18 protein-coding genes are annotated in these 16,285 nt (G+C 32.6%); 15 read left to right on the plus strand and 3 right to left on the minus strand.

Annotated features, from left to right (window positions below):
- Window positions 1–11 precede the first annotated feature (11 nt).
- Window positions 12–1,364, plus strand: coding sequence for an aminomethyl-transferring glycine dehydrogenase subunit GcvPA (gcvPA, locus tag PYW31_RS06655; RefSeq protein ID WP_046836535.1), 1,353 nt, complete (start codon window positions 12–14; stop codon window positions 1,362–1,364).
- Window positions 1,351–2,829 (plus strand): aminomethyl-transferring glycine dehydrogenase subunit GcvPB, encoded by a 1,479-nt coding sequence (gene gcvPB / locus PYW31_RS06660; RefSeq protein ID WP_046836534.1) that lies wholly within the window; start codon window positions 1,351–1,353, stop codon window positions 2,827–2,829. Before gcvPA ends, gcvPB begins: the two co-directional genes overlap by 14 nt.
- Window positions 2,830–3,065: 236 nt before the next feature.
- On the opposite strand, the gene PYW31_RS06665 is transcribed toward gcvPB, so the two are convergent.
- Window positions 3,066–3,452 (minus strand): rhodanese-like domain-containing protein, encoded by a 387-nt coding sequence (locus PYW31_RS06665; RefSeq protein ID WP_046836533.1) that lies wholly within the window; start codon window positions 3,450–3,452, stop codon window positions 3,066–3,068.
- A 171-nt stretch (window positions 3,453–3,623) separates the two neighbouring features.
- Between PYW31_RS06665 and PYW31_RS06670 the strand changes: the two genes are divergently transcribed.
- Complete coding sequence (locus PYW31_RS06670) at window positions 3,624–4,454, plus strand: lipoate--protein ligase family protein (RefSeq protein WP_046836532.1); 831 nt, start codon at window positions 3,624–3,626, stop codon at window positions 4,452–4,454.
- 78 nt (window positions 4,455–4,532) lie between these two features.
- Here PYW31_RS06670 and PYW31_RS06675 read toward each other — a convergent pair whose 3' ends face one another.
- Window positions 4,533–4,751 (minus strand): SA1362 family protein, encoded by a 219-nt coding sequence (locus tag PYW31_RS06675; protein WP_046836531.1) that lies wholly within the window; start codon window positions 4,749–4,751, stop codon window positions 4,533–4,535.
- A 28-nt stretch (window positions 4,752–4,779) separates the two neighbouring features.
- Entirely contained in the window at window positions 4,780–5,361 is a 582-nt protein-coding gene (locus PYW31_RS06680; RefSeq protein WP_046836530.1) for a hypothetical protein, read from the minus strand.
- Between the two features lie 105 nt (window positions 5,362–5,466).
- Between PYW31_RS06680 and PYW31_RS06685 the strand changes: the two genes are divergently transcribed.
- The 12 genes from PYW31_RS06685 to PYW31_RS06740 all read left to right on the plus strand — a co-directional run bounded on the left by PYW31_RS06685 (window position 5,467) and on the right by PYW31_RS06740 (window position 16,170).
- The gene (locus PYW31_RS06685; protein WP_046836529.1) at window positions 5,467–6,525 is read left to right on the plus strand and encodes a M24 family metallopeptidase; all 1,059 of its coding nucleotides are present in this window, start codon (window positions 5,467–5,469) and stop codon (window positions 6,523–6,525) included.
- 28 nt (window positions 6,526–6,553) lie between these two features.
- The gene (gene efp, locus PYW31_RS06690; protein ID WP_046836528.1) at window positions 6,554–7,111 is read left to right on the plus strand and encodes an elongation factor P; all 558 of its coding nucleotides are present in this window, start codon (window positions 6,554–6,556) and stop codon (window positions 7,109–7,111) included.
- A gap of 454 nt (window positions 7,112–7,565) precedes the next feature.
- Entirely contained in the window at window positions 7,566–8,039 is a 474-nt protein-coding gene (gene accB, locus PYW31_RS06695; RefSeq protein WP_046836527.1) for an acetyl-CoA carboxylase biotin carboxyl carrier protein, read from the plus strand.
- Complete coding sequence (gene accC / locus PYW31_RS06700) at window positions 8,039–9,397, plus strand: acetyl-CoA carboxylase biotin carboxylase subunit (protein WP_046836526.1); 1,359 nt, start codon at window positions 8,039–8,041, stop codon at window positions 9,395–9,397. Before accB ends, accC begins: the two co-directional genes overlap by 1 nt.
- Before the next feature lie 12 nt (window positions 9,398–9,409).
- A complete protein-coding gene (locus PYW31_RS06705) occupies window positions 9,410–9,772 on the plus strand; it encodes an Asp23/Gls24 family envelope stress response protein (protein WP_046836525.1) in 363 nt (120 codons plus the stop codon).
- Window positions 9,773–9,889: 117 nt separating this feature from the next.
- The gene (gene nusB, locus PYW31_RS06710) at window positions 9,890–10,276 is read left to right on the plus strand and encodes a transcription antitermination factor NusB (RefSeq protein ID WP_046836524.1); all 387 of its coding nucleotides are present in this window, start codon (window positions 9,890–9,892) and stop codon (window positions 10,274–10,276) included.
- Between the two features lie 14 nt (window positions 10,277–10,290).
- Window positions 10,291–11,628, plus strand: coding sequence for an exodeoxyribonuclease VII large subunit (gene xseA / locus PYW31_RS06715; RefSeq protein WP_046836523.1), 1,338 nt, complete (start codon window positions 10,291–10,293; stop codon window positions 11,626–11,628).
- The gene (locus PYW31_RS06720) at window positions 11,621–11,857 is read left to right on the plus strand and encodes an exodeoxyribonuclease VII small subunit (protein WP_046836522.1); all 237 of its coding nucleotides are present in this window, start codon (window positions 11,621–11,623) and stop codon (window positions 11,855–11,857) included. Before xseA ends, PYW31_RS06720 begins: the two co-directional genes overlap by 8 nt.
- Complete coding sequence (locus PYW31_RS06725) at window positions 11,841–12,719, plus strand: polyprenyl synthetase family protein (protein ID WP_046836521.1); 879 nt, start codon at window positions 11,841–11,843, stop codon at window positions 12,717–12,719. Before PYW31_RS06720 ends, PYW31_RS06725 begins: the two co-directional genes overlap by 17 nt.
- A gap of 328 nt (window positions 12,720–13,047) precedes the next feature.
- Entirely contained in the window at window positions 13,048–13,500 is a 453-nt protein-coding gene (ahrC, locus tag PYW31_RS06730) for a transcriptional regulator AhrC/ArgR (RefSeq protein WP_046836520.1), read from the plus strand.
- 21 nt (window positions 13,501–13,521) lie between these two features.
- On the plus strand, window positions 13,522–15,204 hold the full coding sequence (recN, locus tag PYW31_RS06735; protein ID WP_046836519.1) for a DNA repair protein RecN: 1,683 nt from the start codon (window positions 13,522–13,524) through the stop codon (window positions 15,202–15,204).
- 69 nt (window positions 15,205–15,273) lie between these two features.
- On the plus strand, window positions 15,274–16,170 hold the full coding sequence (locus tag PYW31_RS06740; protein WP_046836518.1) for a phosphate acyltransferase: 897 nt from the start codon (window positions 15,274–15,276) through the stop codon (window positions 16,168–16,170).
- Window positions 16,171–16,285: the final 115 nt, after the last annotated feature.

Below are 16,285 nucleotides of genomic sequence, written 5' to 3' on the forward strand. Positions count from 1 at the left end.
GGGGTGTTACTGTGAGTCATCGATATATACCATTAACTGAACAAGATAAAAAAGAAATGCTAAATACAATTGGCGCAAATTCTATTAGTGAACTTTTTGGGGATGTACCGAAAGAAATATTATTAGATAGAGAATTAGCAATTCCAGATGGAGAAGCTGAAACAACACTAACTAAACGATTGAGTAGAATTGCAAGTAAAAATATTACTAAAGAGACACATACATCATTCTTAGGGGCAGGTGTATATGATCACTATGCGCCATCGGTTGTAGATGCAATGATTTCACGCTCAGAATTTTATACTGCATATACACCATATCAACCAGAAATCTCGCAAGGCGAATTACAGGCAATTTTTGAGTTTCAAACATTAATATGTGAATTAACTGACATGGATATCGCAAATTCTTCAATGTATGATGGTATTACAAGTTTTGCTGAAGCATGTATTTTAGCATTTAATCAAACGCGTAAAAATAAAATTGTAGTATCTAAAGCGCTGCATTATCAAGCTTTACAAGTATTGCACACTTATGTGAAAACACGTGACGAATTTGAAGTAGTTGAAGTCGATTTAGATGGTACAATTACAGATTTAGATAAATTAGAAAAAGCAATTGACGATGATACAGCTGCAGTTGCTGTACAATATCCTAATTTTTATGGATCAATCGAAGACTTAGAGAAAATCCAATCATTTATAGAAAATAAAAAAGCATTATTTATTGTGTATAGTAATCCTCTGGCATTAGGTTTATTAACACCACCAGGTAGTTTCGGTGCTGATATCGTTGTTGGAGATACACAACCTTTTGGTATTCCAGCACAATTTGGGGGGCCACACTGTGGATTCTTTGCAACGACTAAGAAATTAATGAGAAAAATACCAGGTCGTTTAGTTGGTCAAACAGAAGATGCTGATGGGCATAGAGGGTTTGTACTTACTTTACAAGCGCGCGAACAACATATTCGACGAGATAAAGCGACTTCAAATATTTGTTCGAATCAAGCATTAAATGCTTTAGCTTCCTCTATCTGTATGTCTGCATTAGGAAAACAAGGCATATATGAAATAGCTGAGCAAAATTTTGAAAACGCTAATTATACTAAAGACCAATTTAAAAAAGCAGGTTTTGAAGTGTCAGAAGAAACATCATTTAATGAATTCGTTGTGAAATATGACAAGCCTGTGAAAGAAGTTAATAATGCGTTACTTGATGAAGGTATTATCGGTGGATTTGATTTAGGTGAAGTTGTACCTGAATTTGAAAACCAAATGCTCATTGCTGTGACAGAATTAAGAACAAAAGATGAAATCGATACATTTGTGAAGAAAGCGGGTGAAATAAATGGTAGTAAGTAAATCGAGTCCATTAATTTTTGAACGTTCGAAAAAAGACCGTTATGCGTATTCGTTACCTAAAAAGGAAATTGAAAATGATGCAGTCAAGCATTTATTAGATGAAAAATTTATTCGAAAAAACAAAGCAGAATTGCCTGAAGTATCAGAATTAGATTTAGTTCGCCATTATACAGAACTTTCTAATAAAAACTTTGGTGTAGATTCAGGTTTTTATCCATTGGGTTCATGTACAATGAAATATAATCCGAAAATAAATGAAAAGATTGCTAGAATACCTAGGTTTGCTGAGTCACACCCATTGCAAGATGAATCACAAGTTCAAGGATCGCTAGAAATTATTTATAGCTTACAAGAAGAGTTAAAAGAAATTACAGGAATGGATGAAGTTACTTTACAGCCTGCTGCAGGTGCACACGGTGAGTGGACTGCTTTAATGATTTTTAAAGCATATCATGCAAAAATTGGAGAAGGGCATCGAGATGAAGTTATCGTACCTGATTCAGCACATGGCACTAATCCAGCATCTGCTGCTTTTGCAGGATTTAAAGCAGTTACAGTGAAGTCAAATGAGCGCGGTGAAGTTGACATAGATGATTTAAAACGCGTAGTAAATGACAATACCGCTGCAATTATGCTTACAAATCCTAATACATTAGGTATTTTCGAAAAGAACATTATGGAAATACGTAACATTGTTCATGAAGCTGGTGGCTTACTTTACTATGATGGCGCAAATCTGAATGCAATTATGGATAAAGTTAGACCAGGGGACATGGGATTTGATGCAGTTCATTTAAATTTACACAAAACATTTACAGGACCACATGGCGGCGGAGGTCCTGGATCTGGACCGGTAGGCGTAAAAAAAGAACTTGCTAGTTATTTACCAAAGCCGATGGTCATTAAAGAAAATAATGAATTTAAATATGATAATGATATTGAAAATTCAATTGGTCGCGTCAAACCATTTTATGGTAATTTCGGGATTTACTTAAGAGCATACACTTATATACGTTCAATGGGTAATAAAGGTTTAGAAGAAGTATCGGAAGCGGCTGTTTTGAATGCAAACTATATTAAAGCACGTTTGAAAGATCATTTTGAAATTCCTTATGAACAATATTGCAAACATGAATTTGTACTTAGTGGTTCTAAACAAAAAGAGCATGGTGTACGTACATTAGATATGGCGAAACGCTTATTAGATTTTGGTGTTCATCCACCTACAATATATTTCCCTTTAAATGTTGAGGAAGGTATGATGATAGAACCAACAGAAACGGAATCTAAAGAGACGTTAGATCACTTTTGCGATACAATGATTCAAATTGCTAATGAAGCAAAAGAGGATCCAGACAAGGTACTAGAAGCGCCTCACACGACAATTATTGATCGTTTAGATGAGACGAAAGCTGCACGTCAACCAATACTGAAATTTGAAAATTTACGTTCTGAAAAAGAATGATGGTTTAACTCTATATATTTTTAATCCTAATCAAACAGGGTGTATTCAATCTTCAACTGAATACACCCTGTTTGAGTTGGTTTAGTTTAGGATAATGGTATGAGATACATTGTTCAGCTGAAAATACAGCCATGTATAACAAAAAGCGATAGATTTCCATTTTACTAGGAAATCTATCGCTATTAGACTGTAATACTATCGTCATGTATCATTCAATTATAATAAATTGATATAATTTATTTTTTTGACTTAATTTTACCAGTCCATTTTTTGTAACCGCCTTTTAACATGTAAATGTCTGTATAACCATTTTTCTTTAACGTACGAGCGGCACGATAACTGGAAATTCCATTGGCATCACAAAGGTATATAGGTTGATCTGTTCTCAAACCTTGATATCTCTGTTTAAACATAGTGATTGGAATGTTACGAGCACCATTAATGTGTCCGTATTCATAATCAACCTTTTCCCTTACATCAATAACTTGAGCTTTGCGCAAACCATTATGGAATTCATTTTGGTTTAATTCTGTGACTGCTCTCTTGTTAAGAAGATAATTGATTAGCATGTAAGCGATGATTATTATTAAAACTGCTAACGCTATAAACCAAAAATTACTCATCTTGCATCCTCCCTAATTAACCGATATTATATATTATAAGACTGTTAGCACAATTTATCAAAATATTTTATTCTGATACTCAAGGTAATGCTGACAAACTTGACAATTATTGCAAACGATAACATAAAATAGCAATTATAACAATTTAATTTTTCGATTGGAGTTTTTAGTGTGACTGAGACATGGAATTTTATAAATACAGGAAGTAATGATCCATATTATAATATGGCAATGGATGAAGCGTTACTCAATTTCGTATCAAGAGGTGAAATTGACCCAGTAATAAGGTTCTACACATGGAATCCTGCAACTTTATCTGTTGGTTATTTTCAAAGACTGACTAAAGAAATAGATATTGAGAAAGTAAAAGAAAAAGGTTATGGCATGGTTAGACGTCAAACGGGTGGCAGAGGGGTGCTACACGATAAGGAACTTACATATAGTGTTATTGTTCCAGAATCACATCCGGACATGCCGTCTACCGTTACAGAAGCGTATAGAGTTATTTCGGAGGGATTGTTAGAAGGATTCAAATTGTTGGGTTTCGATACATACTTTGCTATTCCTCGTTCTAAAGAAGAAAGAGACAAATTAAAGCAGCCTCGAAGTGCAGTGTGCTTTGATGCGCCGAGTTGGTATGAGTTAGTTGTAGAAGGTAGAAAAATCGCTGGTAGTGCTCAAGTACGTCAAAAAGGCGTTATTCTTCAACATGGCTCACTGCTTCAAGATGTAGATGTAGATGATTTGTTCGATATGTTTAAATTTAAAAATGACCGTCTGAAAGATAAAATGAAACAAGCGTTTGTAGAAAAAGCTGTTGCCATCAATGATATTTCTAATCGTCATATCACTATTGAAGATATGGAAGTGGCTTTTGAAGAAGGATTTAGAAAAGGGCTGAATATAGATTTTAAGCCGCTTGAATTAACACAACAACAACAGAATGAAATCAAGGAATTGACTGAGAAATATAAAGCTGATGAATGGAACTATCGTAAATAAAGATGTTATAAAAATGTGTGACATTATAAAAAGTGGTCGAAGTATACATGACTTCGACCACTTTTTATATGATATTGCTTATCTTTTTTTATTTTGTTTTCTATATTTTCTTTGTGCGCGTTTATATTTCCTCTGATCTTCTGTTAAAAAGAAGAAATAGTATATTAAATATATAATTCCTGCAAAAATTGCGAAACTAATTGCCATACTCACAAAGCTAAATAAAAACGCATCTAAATTAAGTACTAAGCCTACTATAGCGATCGCAATCACTATATAAAATAAAACCTGTTTCACTTCTAACACTCCTATTTAATTGTTACCTTTATCCATTTGTCATACTAATTGATGATAATGATTTTTGGCCTTTTTCAATCTTTTTCTGATCTTTAGCATTATAGCCATCACGAATATCTGACATTGCAGAGTTAAGTTCTTTATTTAATTTACTAATATTTTTGTTTTTTGCTTTGTCATCTGCACTCATTTTTTCTTTATCGATATCGTTACTATATGTTGTTTTTGCAGTGTCGATCTTATTCGTAATATCAGTGAGTTTGTTTTGGATCTCCTTATTACCTTTGTTTTGCGTGACATCACTTTCAATCTGATTATATTGATCGAGTGCTTTTGCTATATTTTGGTAATATGTAGAAGCTGCTTTCAAATTTGTAACTTTCTTTTTATTACTTTTGGCTTTACTTAAATTGTCTTTATCTTTCTGTAAAGAATTCAGATTCGTTTTTTCTTTACTGATATTTTGCTTTAAGTCCTGAATATTACTTTTTAGTTTATGATTATCATCACGTAGTTTGGTTGTTTTTTCTTCTAATGGACCTAAATTTTGACTCCCACAACCAACTAATAAGCATGAAGCACTAATTATAGCTACAATTTTTTTCTTCATTATATATTCTCCTAATTCAAAAACTATAATTTTTTATTATATATATGCTATCATTTTAATGTATATAAGGAAAATGTACAAATTAATTGAATAGGAGGAAGACAGATGACTAGAATAGAAAAACTAAATTCTGCCTTAGAAGCAAAACATTTAGAAGCTGTAGTAGTGTTAACAGATTTTAATAGAAGATATTTATCAGGTTTTACAGGCACAAGTGGTGCACTAATTATTACAAAAGAGCATAAATTATTAATTACAGATTTTAGATACATAGAGCAAGCCACTTCTCAGGCGCCAGAATTTGAAATTGTCAAACAAAGCGGAGCTTTAATCGATGAGGTGAAAGCACAACTAGAAAGTTTAGATGTGCAAAATGTGGGGTTTGAAGGTCATCTTGTGAGCTATGATACCTATTTACAATTAAGTAAGTCATATATCAGTTTAATAAGTATTTCAGGATTGATTGAAAAGATCAGAGAGGTTAAGGATGATTCTGAAATTGAACTTATACAAAAAGCTTCCGAAATAGTAGATGAAACATATGAATATATTTTAACAGTTGCACGAGCAGGCATGACAGAGCAACAACTTAAAGCGAAATTAGAAAGTAAGTTATTAGAACTTGGTGCTGAAGGTACTTCTTTTGACACGATTGTTGCATCTGGACATAGAGGAGCTTTGCCACATGGTGTTGCCAGCGAAAAAGTTATTAATAAAGGTGAACTCATCACTTTAGATTTTGGAGCTTATTATAAAGGATATTCTTCAGATATAACACGTACGTTCGCAATTGGTGAACCAGACCCTAAACTTAAAGAAATATATAATATAGTATTAGAAGCTAATATGAAAGGTATAGCGGCGGCTAAAAAGGGGGTTACAGGAAAACAATTAGATGCTGTGGCTAGAGATTATATAGCGTCACAAGGATATGGTGATGCGTTTGGTCATTCATTAGGACATGGCATCGGTTTAGATGTTCACGAAGGGCCTAATTTATCGAAAAAATCTGAGTCTAAATTAGAAATTAACAACTGTGTTACAATTGAACCCGGCATTTATTTAGATGGTTTAGGCGGCGTTCGTATAGAAGATGATATTTTAATTACAGAAAATGGCTGTGAATGCTTTACTAAATGCTCTAAAAACCTTATTATTTTATAGAAGACCTTATAATCGAGGAGGAAACTGAATGATTTCGGTGAATGATTTTAAAACAGGCTTAACAATATCTGTAGATAATGCAATTTGGAAAGTTATAGACTTCCAACATGTAAAACCAGGTAAAGGATCAGCATTTGTACGTTCAAAATTACGTAACTTAAGAACTGGTGCGATTCAAGAAAAAACTTTTAGAGCTGGTGAAAAAGTTGAGCCAGCAATGATTGAAAATCGTCGTATGCAATACCTTTATGCTGACGGAGATGTACATGTATTTATGGACAATCAAACTTTTGATCAAACTGAGCTACCAGAAGATTACTTAGAAAATGAATTGAAATATTTAAAAGCTAATATGGAAGTTCAAATTCAAACTTATGAAGGTGAAACAATTGGTATTGAATTACCTAAAACAGTTGAACTTAAAGTTACAGAAACTGAACCTGGTATCAAAGGTGATACTGCTAACGGGGCGACTAAATCCGCAACAGTTGAAACTGGTTATTCATTAAACGTACCTTTGTTTGTTAACGAAGGTGACGTACTTTTAATTAACACAGGTGACGGTAGTTACATTTCAAGAGCGTAATCATAAAGTTTATTTGAATATTTGGTTAGCGCTTTGAGTTAATAGTAAGAGTATTAAACCTTTCCAATTACATGTGTTTTGGAAAGGTTTTTATTTTATGGCAATCTTTCTAAAAGTGACATATGTTTAAATTGATAAACAACTATTATAATAAAGACGCGTCATAATAGATATTTCTTCATTACGACCTACTGATATATGTTGATAAATTCCAAAGTAACGATTGAAATAAACTACTCCAGGTTGTCATATATATCACTAAATCAAAACGACAGTAAGACCAAATATAATAATATTTGTTAACGTTAACAGTAAAATTAACGAAACATTTATAAATAGAACGCTATTTAAGATAATCTCTTTATTATAGAAAGTATGTATATGCTTGAATTGAACATTTCACTAAAGTAAAATAAAATAGGTAAATGATAACAATCTAAAGGAGTCAGAATTTATGAATTTTAAAGAAATTAAAGAATTAATAGAAATTCTTGATCAATCTAGCTTGACTGAAATTAATATAGAAGATAAAGGTAATGTCGTTAATTTAAAAAAAGAAAAAGAAACTGAAATAATCACACCACAAATTAATCAACAACCAATGCAACAAGTTGCAACTCAACAAGGTGTAGCATCAGCTCCTGTTGGAACGCAAGAACCAGACAATACGCAAAAAAGTAGTGCTGCAGATGATTCACAAACAATAAACGCGCCGATGGTTGGAACATTTTATAAATCTCCTTCTCCAGAAGAAAGTGCTTATGTACAAGTAGGTGATTCCGTTACTAATGAATCTACTGTATGTATTTTAGAAGCAATGAAACTATTTAACGAAATACAAGCCGAAGTAACTGGAGAAATTACTGAAATTTTAGTAGAAGACGGTCAAATGGTAGAGTATGGCCAACCGTTATTTAAGGTGAAATAATGAATAAAATTTTAATTGCAAATAGAGGAGAAATTGCGGTAAGAATCATTCGTGCATGTCATGACTTAGGAATACAAACTGTGGCCATCTACTCAGAAGGAGATAAAGACGCATTACATACTCAAATTGCTGATGAAGCATATTGCGTTGGTCCGACTCAATCCAAAGATTCTTATCTTAATATCCCAAACATATTGTCTATCGCTACTTCTACGGGTTGTGATGGTATCCATCCAGGATACGGATTTTTAGCTGAAAATGGCGATTTTGCAGAATTGTGTGATGCATGTCAACTGAAATTTATCGGCCCAAGTTATGAATCCATTCAAAAAATGGGTATTAAAGATGTAGCTAAAGAAGAAATGAAACGTGCAGAAGTACCAGTTGTTCCAGGTAGTGAAGGTTTAGTCGTTGACATTCAAGACGCTAAAAATATTGCCAACAAGATTGGTTATCCAGTTATCATCAAAGCAACAGCTGGTGGTGGTGGGAAAGGCATCCGCGTAGCTAGAGATGAAAAAGAATTAGAAACTGGCTTTAAAATGACCCAGCAAGAGGCTGAAACAGCATTTGGTAATGGTGGGCTTTATCTAGAAAAATTCATAGAAAACTTTAGACATATCGAAATACAAGTGATTGGCGATAGCTATGGTAATGTTGTACATTTAGGAGAACGTGATTGTACAATTCAACGTCGTATGCAAAAGCTTGTGGAAGAAGCGCCATCACCTATATTATCGGCAGAGCAACGCCAAGAAATGGGTAACGCGGCTGTAAGAGCTGCAAAAGCTGTTAACTATGAAAACGCAGGTACAATAGAATTTATTTATGATTTGAATACTAATGACTTCTACTTTATGGAAATGAACACTCGAATCCAAGTAGAGCATCCGGTAACAGAAATGGTAACAGGAATAGACTTAGTGAAATTGCAACTAAAAGTTGCTATGGGTGAAAAATTACCGTTCAAACAACAAGATATTCAAATCAACGGACATGCTATTGAATTCCGAATTAACGCGGAGAACCCATATAAGAATTTCATGCCATCTCCAGGACAGATTACACAATATTTAGCTCCAGGTGGTTTTGGAGTCAGAATTGAATCTGCATGTTATACTAATTATACGATCCCGCCATATTATGATTCTATGGTAGCAAAATTAATCGTTCATGAACCAACTAGAGACGAATCCATTATGACAGGTTTGCGTGCATTAAATGAATTTTTAGTATTAGGTATTGATACTACAATTCCATTCCATATCCGCCTATTAAATAATGGTATTTTTAGAAGCGGAGAGTTTAATACTAAGTTTTTAGAAACTTATAATATTATGGATGAACAAACTGAATAGGAGGCGTGTGACATGGTCAAAGTTTCTGAAACCTCACATTCCAACTTGGGAAAAATAGAGATAGCGCCGGAAGTATTGGCAGTTATAGCTAGTATTGCAACAGCAGAAGTTAAAGGCATACAAGGTCACTTTAAAGCATTACGAGATACGGATATTGAGAGTATTAGTAAAAAGCAACTCAATAAAGGCGTAAAAGTTGATGCTAGAGAAAATGGTATTTTTATTGATGTATATTGTGCTTTAAGCTACGGAGTTAATATATCCGCTACTGCCAAAAATATACAACAAGCTATTTTCAACTCTTTAACAACAATGACTACAATAGAACCAAGTCAAATCAATGTCCATATTACACATATAGAACCAGAAAATTAAAATTAAATAAAGCAAATTTACTTTAAATTCATTGAGTGAAGTAACAGTATATAATGATTATATAGCATTTACTTCACTGATGATTTACAAATAATACAATGCTTGAAGGAGTTTATAATGAGTCGAAAAGAATCTAGAATGCAAGCCTTTCAAACTCTATTTCAACTTGAAATGATGAATAGTGATTTAACAATTGAAGAAGCGATTAGTTTCATTAAAGAAGAAAATAAAGATTTAGATTTAGAATTTATTAATTGGTTAGTCACAGGTGTTAAAGATCACGAAACAGTTTTAGATGAAAAAATCCAACCGCATTTAAAAGATTGGAAATTAGAACGTTTATTAAAAACAGATCGTATTATTTTACGTATGTCTACATTTGAATTGTTACATAGTTCAACACCACAAAAAGTAATCATAAATGAAGCTGTTGAATTAGCAAAACAATTCAGCGATGATGATCATTATAAATTTATCAATGGTGTATTGAGCAATATTGAATAAAAGAGTGATACAATATGTCAGATTATTTAAGTGTTTCAGCAATAACTAAATATATAAAGTATAAGTTTGATCAAGACCCGCATCTACAGTCGGTGTTAATTAAAGGGGAGTTATCTAACTTTAAAAAACACAGCAGTGGTCATTTATACTTTAATGTCAAAGATAAAAATAGCGTCATTAGTGCAATGATGTTTAAAGGTAATGCCTCTAAAATGGACTTTGATCCTAAAGAAGGTGACGAAGTTCTTTTGGAAGCACGTGTTTCTGTGTACGAGCGTAGAGGTAATTATCAAATTTATGTTAATAAAATGCATATAGATGGTGTAGGAAACTTATATCAAAAATTAGAACAACTTAAGAAAAAGTTAACTAAAGAAGGTTTCTTTGACCAAAGTCAGAAGCAATTGATTCCTAAGTTTCCTAAAAAAATAGCTGTTTTAACAGCAGGAACTGGTGCGGCTATTAGAGATATTCATACTACAATTAATAGTAGATACCCTTTAGCTGAACAAATACAAATTAATACATTAGTTCAAGGGGCTCAAGCCAAGAACGATATTATTGATAAGATTCAACAAGCGGATGAATTAGATGTTGATACAATTATTATCGGCCGCGGTGGTGGTTCTATAGAAGATTTGTGGAATTTTAATGAAGAAGACGTTGTTAAGGCTATATATAATTGTGTAACACCAGTTATTTCTGCGGTCGGCCATGAAACAGATTATACTTTAAGCGATTTTGTTGCTGATGTCAGAGCTGCTACCCCAACACAGGCGGCAGTTATTGCAACGCCTGATCAACATGAACTACGTCAATATTTAAAACAAACAAATTTATCGCTTACACGCTTTATTAGACAACACTTGCACCAACAGCGAAAGCACTTAGAGCATGTATCCTCTTATTATAAATTTAAAACACCGACATTGTTGTATGACCAACAAATACAAAAACGAGATGATTTGGAAAAACAATTAAAACTAGCAATTAATCAAAATATTAATAATGAGCAACAACGTTTAGAATTGTTGAAAAATCAGTTTAATTTAAAAAAATTTAAAGCTAGTATTAACAGAGAACAGTTAATAACAAAGCAAAGATATAATGAATTAAATAAAGTCATGCATAATTATTTTATCAATCAAAAAAATGATCTGGCTAGGAAACTGGAAGGATTAAATAACCTAAGTCCTACGAATACAATGTTACGCGGTTATACGATTGTGAATAAAGGTGACGATGTAATTACGAGTACAAACGATTTAAGTGAAAATGATAACATTGTATTAACAATGAAAGATGGCGTTGTTGATGCACAGGTTAAGAAAGTAAGGTGTAATGATGAGTAATAGTAATACACAAAGTTTTGAAGAAATGATGAAAGAACTAGAAGATATTGTTCAAAAACTCGATAACGAAAATGTATCGTTAGAAGAATCTTTAAATTTATATCAACGTGGGATGAAATTATCAGCTACTTGCGATGAAACTTTGAAAGACGCTGAAAAAAAAGTAAACGAACTCATATCTGACGATGATGCCGAGAAAGAAGTAGATAACGATGAATCAAAAGATTAATCATTTAACAGAAGAAATTAATCAGCTACTTGCGACATCGATAGAAGAATCTTTACTTGATACTAATTTAGAAGAGAGTATGCGTTATTCATTAAATGCAGGTGGTAAAAGAATTAGACCTGTGTTATTACTTTTAACTTTAGATATGTTATCCAATGATTATAAATTAGGGTTTTCATCAGCGCTTGGTTTAGAAATGATTCATACGTATTCGCTGATACATGATGATTTGCCGGCTATGGATGATGATGATTACCGTAGAGGGAAACTCACAAATCATAAAGTGTTTGGTGAGTGGAAAGCAATTTTAGCTGGTGACGCATTATTAACTAAAGCATTTGATGTGATTATAAATGATACGACACTGGATGATGCTATTAAAGTTAAACTTATCCGACGCTTATCATTTTCTAGTGGACATTTAGGTATGGTTGGTGGTCAAACATTAGATATGCAAAGTGAAGGTTCGGCAATTGATCTTACTACGCTAGAACAAATTCACAATGCTAAAACAGGTGCATTACTCAAATTCGCTGTAATGGCAGCAGTTGACATTGCTGAACCAGAAACCCTAGTGGCTACTGCTTTAGAACAATATAGTGAGCACTTAGGGTTAATGTTTCAAATTAAAGATGATTTGCTTGATATCTATGGTGATGAACAAAAATTAGGTAAAGCAGTAGGTAGTGATATTGAAAATGATAAAAGTACATATGTATCATTATTAGGGCGTAGTGGTGCCGAAGATAAATTAGCATACCATACCCAAGCGGCACATCAATGTCTGGCTCAATTACCTGACCATTACAATACAGAAAATTTAGAGGCTATTATACAACTTTTCAATAACAGAGAGTCTTAAAACGTTTGATATGCAATCATTTATAATCAAAGATATGTTTGCTTTAAACACATATCCATCAAGTAAAAATCATACTGCGTCAATGTAGTATGGTTTTTTATTGTTTGTAATTTATAAATGATTTAATAATTATTCATCAATTTTCTAAAAATTCCTAAAATTCAGTGTGCTTATGGTACTTTTATCTCGTTAATAAACACCTCTATCCACCAATAATATGCGTAATAACAGTTTGTGCTGAGTAAAATTACAGATGAACTTTAGTAGTAGTATTAAAAGCCATGTGTTAAAATCAATGTATAAATATTCGTTTACAGAGGTGTATTACATGGCTAAGAAATCAGTAAGACATATAAAAATACGAGAAATAATCTCAAATGAAAAAATAGAAACTCAAGATGAATTAGTAAAACGTTTAAATGAATATGAATTGAATGTGACACAAGCTACCGTATCCAGAGATATTAAAGAACTTCAACTCATAAAAGTCCCAACTCCAGCTGGACAATATGTTTACAGTTTACCTAATGATAGAAAATATCATCCTCTAGAAAAATTAGGGCGTTATTTAATGGATTCTTTCGTTAATATCGATGGCACAGGAAATTTATTAGTATTAAAAACATTACCAGGTAACGCACAGTCTATTGGTGCAATTTTAGACCAAATTGACTGGGAAGAAGTCCTAGGAACAATTTGTGGAGACGATACATGTCTAATTATTTGTAGAGACGAAACAGCAAGTGAAAATATTAAAACACGCATCTTTAATTTATTATAAATATAAGGAAGTGATTTAGGGATGTTGCAGACCTTATCCATTAAACAATTTGCAATCATTGATGAGCTGGAAATACACTTTGGCGACGGTTTAACCGTCTTAAGCGGTGAAACTGGTTCAGGAAAATCAATCATCATCGATGCTATTGGCCAATTAATTGGAATGCGTGCTTCTTCTAATTATGTAAGACATGGTGAAAAAAAAGCTGTTATTGAGGGCGTTTTTGATATTGATGAAAGTAAAGAGGCTATTTCACTTTTACATGATTTATCAATAGATGTAGATGAAGACTTCTTATTAGTAAAAAGAGAAATATTTAGTTCAGGCAAGAGTATTTGTAGAATCAATAACCAAATCGTAACATTGCATGATTTAAGGAAAATCATGCAAGAATTATTAGATATTCATGGACAGCATGAGACGCAATCTCTGCTCAAACAAAAATATCATTTACAGTTACTTGATAATTATGCTGAAGATACGTATGCATCAATATTAAGTACTTATGTTATGACTTTTGATAAATATAAAGCCAAAAAGAAAGAACTTGAAGATTTAGAAACAGCAGACCAAGCGTTACTTCAAAGACTGGACTTGCTTAAATTTCAACATGAAGAAATTAAAGAAGCACAATTAATTGATGGGGAAGTGGATAAGCTAGAAGCTGACATCAAGCGAATTCAAAACTCTGAAAATTTAAGCTTAGCATTGAATAACGCTCACCTCACTTTAACAGATGAACACGCAATTACAGATCGCTTATATGAATTGAGTAATCAATTGCAGTCAGTAAGCGAAATTTTACCTGATAAATATGATCGTTTAAAAGAAGATGTTGATCAATTTTACTATACATTAGAGGATGCCAAACATCAGCTATACGATGAAATAACGAATACAGAATTTGATGAACAATATCTTAATGAATTAGAAGAAAGAATGAATGTCTTAAACAATCTTAAAAGAAAATATGGTAAAGATGTTAATGAACTAATCACTTACCAAGATAAGTTAGAAAATGAAATTAATAAAATAGAGAATTACGAAGAGAGTACCTCGCAATTGAGAGATGAAATTGATACACTCTACAATGAAATTATGGAGATAGGTCAACAATTATCACAACAGAGGAGAATTGTAGCTCAAACACTTCGTGACCATATTGTTGATGAAATACAGAATCTTCAAATGAAGGATGCCAATTTAGAAATTTCATTTCAACCTTTAGAACAGCCTAATCGTGAAGGTATTGAATATGTAGAGTTTTTAATTAGTCCTAACAAAGGAGAACCACTTAAAAGTTTAAATAAAATAGCGTCTGGTGGGGAACTTTCTAGGATTATGCTTGCACTTAAATCTATTTTTGTTAAATCAAGAGGACAAACAGCAATACTTTTTGATGAAGTAGATTCAGGTGTTTCGGGTCAAGCCGCTCAGAAAATGGCTGAAAAAATGAAAGATTTAGCTCAGCATATTCAAGTAATTTGTATTTCTCATTTACCACAAGTTGCTACAATGAGTGACCATCATTTACTGATTAGTAAGGCAGCTCATCATGATAGGACCACAACTCAAATTAAAGAACTTACAGGAGAAGAAAGAATTGATGAAGTAGCAAGAATGATATCTGGCGCGAGCGTCACAAAATTAACACGTCAAAATGCGAAAGAGATGATTGATCAAAATCATCTGCAAAATCAATAAGTGTATTCAACAACGCTATAAAATGAAGTCTAGAAGTTGCTTTACAAAAATAGAAAGGTGTTGATTTAAATGCAATACCAACATTTAATTGAACATTCCGAGATATTAGACGGTAACGTAGCTATTATTTATGCCAATGATGAAAAAATGCTATCCGTCGTTATGTCGGCACTCACTATGACAAAAATAGACGTTTTTCTTTACGATACACAAGACCCGACTGAAATCATTAGATCATTTGATGTAGATGCCCAGCTTCTCAATAGAATTCATATATTAACGTATGAAGATGAATACAAGATGTTTAAAGCATGTGCTGAACATTTATCAAGAGGTAAGATTAATTTACTTATGAAAGGTAATTTGAAATCCTCAACGATGTTATCATTTATCCTGAGTAATCGAAATTTTATAAGTGATCGTGGTTTTATAAACCACGTTGCGTGCTTTAATATTCCAAATTATCATAAGACTTTGATGTTGAGTGATGTAGCACTTAATCACATGCCAACAGTAGAGGAAAAAAAGCAAATTATAAAAAATTTAGCGAAATTCAGTGAAGATTTAGGCTATCAACAGTTCAAAGTGGGCTTGTTATCTTCTGTGGAAGCACCATCAAGAAAAATTCCTTCCTCTACAGATGCGGAAAAAATTAAGTATACATTTAATCGGGACAATAATCCCCATCTTATTGTGGACGGTCCACTAGCATTTGATAACGCTATAAGTATGGAAAGTGTTATTAAAAAAAATATAAAGTCCTCTGTAGCTGGGGATGTGGATGCTTTGGTTGTTCCACATATAGATGTTGGGAACGCATTATATAAATCCTTCATATACTTTGGTAATGCAAGTGTTGCAAGTCTAGTGTTAGGTGCAAAATTTCCGATTGTACTTACTTCTAGGACAGATACTAAGCAAAATAAATTAGAGTCTTTATTATTAGCACTTAGAGTAATTAGTTAATTTTAAGTTAATTTTTAATTTTAAATAATTAATAATTTCAATTAAAAGTGAGTTTTTAATTTTATAACTCAGTTATTTGATGTAAACTATAAGAGGATATGATAGATTAATGAAT

It is taken from the genome of Staphylococcus succinus, from assembly GCF_029024945.1.
GTDB lineage: Bacteria > Bacillota > Bacilli > Staphylococcales > Staphylococcaceae > Staphylococcus > Staphylococcus succinus.

Excerpts from the sequence above, each read along its gene's own strand:
- PYW31_RS06720 (WP_046836522.1), top strand. The coding sequence starts at position 11,621 with ATGAGTAATAGTAATACACAAAGTTTTGAAGAAATGATGAAAGAACTA.
- recN (WP_046836519.1), top strand. The coding sequence starts at position 13,522 with ATGTTGCAGACCTTATCCATTAAACAATTTGCAATCATTGATGAGCTG.
- ahrC (WP_046836520.1), top strand. The coding sequence starts at position 13,048 with ATGGCTAAGAAATCAGTAAGACATATAAAAATACGAGAAATAATCTCA.
- xseA (WP_046836523.1), top strand. The coding sequence starts at position 10,291 with ATGTCAGATTATTTAAGTGTTTCAGCAATAACTAAATATATAAAGTAT.
- efp (WP_046836528.1), top strand. The coding sequence starts at position 6,554 with ATGATTTCGGTGAATGATTTTAAAACAGGCTTAACAATATCTGTAGAT.
- accC (WP_046836526.1), top strand. The coding sequence starts at position 8,039 with ATGAATAAAATTTTAATTGCAAATAGAGGAGAAATTGCGGTAAGAATC.
- accB (WP_046836527.1), top strand. The coding sequence starts at position 7,566 with ATGAATTTTAAAGAAATTAAAGAATTAATAGAAATTCTTGATCAATCT.
- PYW31_RS06665 (WP_046836533.1), bottom strand. The coding sequence starts at position 3,452 with ATGAGTAATTTTTGGTTTATAGCGTTAGCAGTTTTAATAATAATCATC.
- PYW31_RS06705 (WP_046836525.1), top strand. The coding sequence starts at position 9,410 with ATGGTCAAAGTTTCTGAAACCTCACATTCCAACTTGGGAAAAATAGAG.
- nusB (WP_046836524.1), top strand. The coding sequence starts at position 9,890 with ATGAGTCGAAAAGAATCTAGAATGCAAGCCTTTCAAACTCTATTTCAA.
- gcvPB (WP_046836534.1), top strand. The coding sequence starts at position 1,351 with ATGGTAGTAAGTAAATCGAGTCCATTAATTTTTGAACGTTCGAAAAAA.
- PYW31_RS06740 (WP_046836518.1), top strand. The coding sequence starts at position 15,274 with ATGCAATACCAACATTTAATTGAACATTCCGAGATATTAGACGGTAAC.
- PYW31_RS06680 (WP_046836530.1), bottom strand. The coding sequence starts at position 5,361 with ATGAAGAAAAAAATTGTAGCTATAATTAGTGCTTCATGCTTATTAGTT.
- PYW31_RS06725 (WP_046836521.1), top strand. The coding sequence starts at position 11,841 with ATGAATCAAAAGATTAATCATTTAACAGAAGAAATTAATCAGCTACTT.
- PYW31_RS06685 (WP_046836529.1), top strand. The coding sequence starts at position 5,467 with ATGACTAGAATAGAAAAACTAAATTCTGCCTTAGAAGCAAAACATTTA.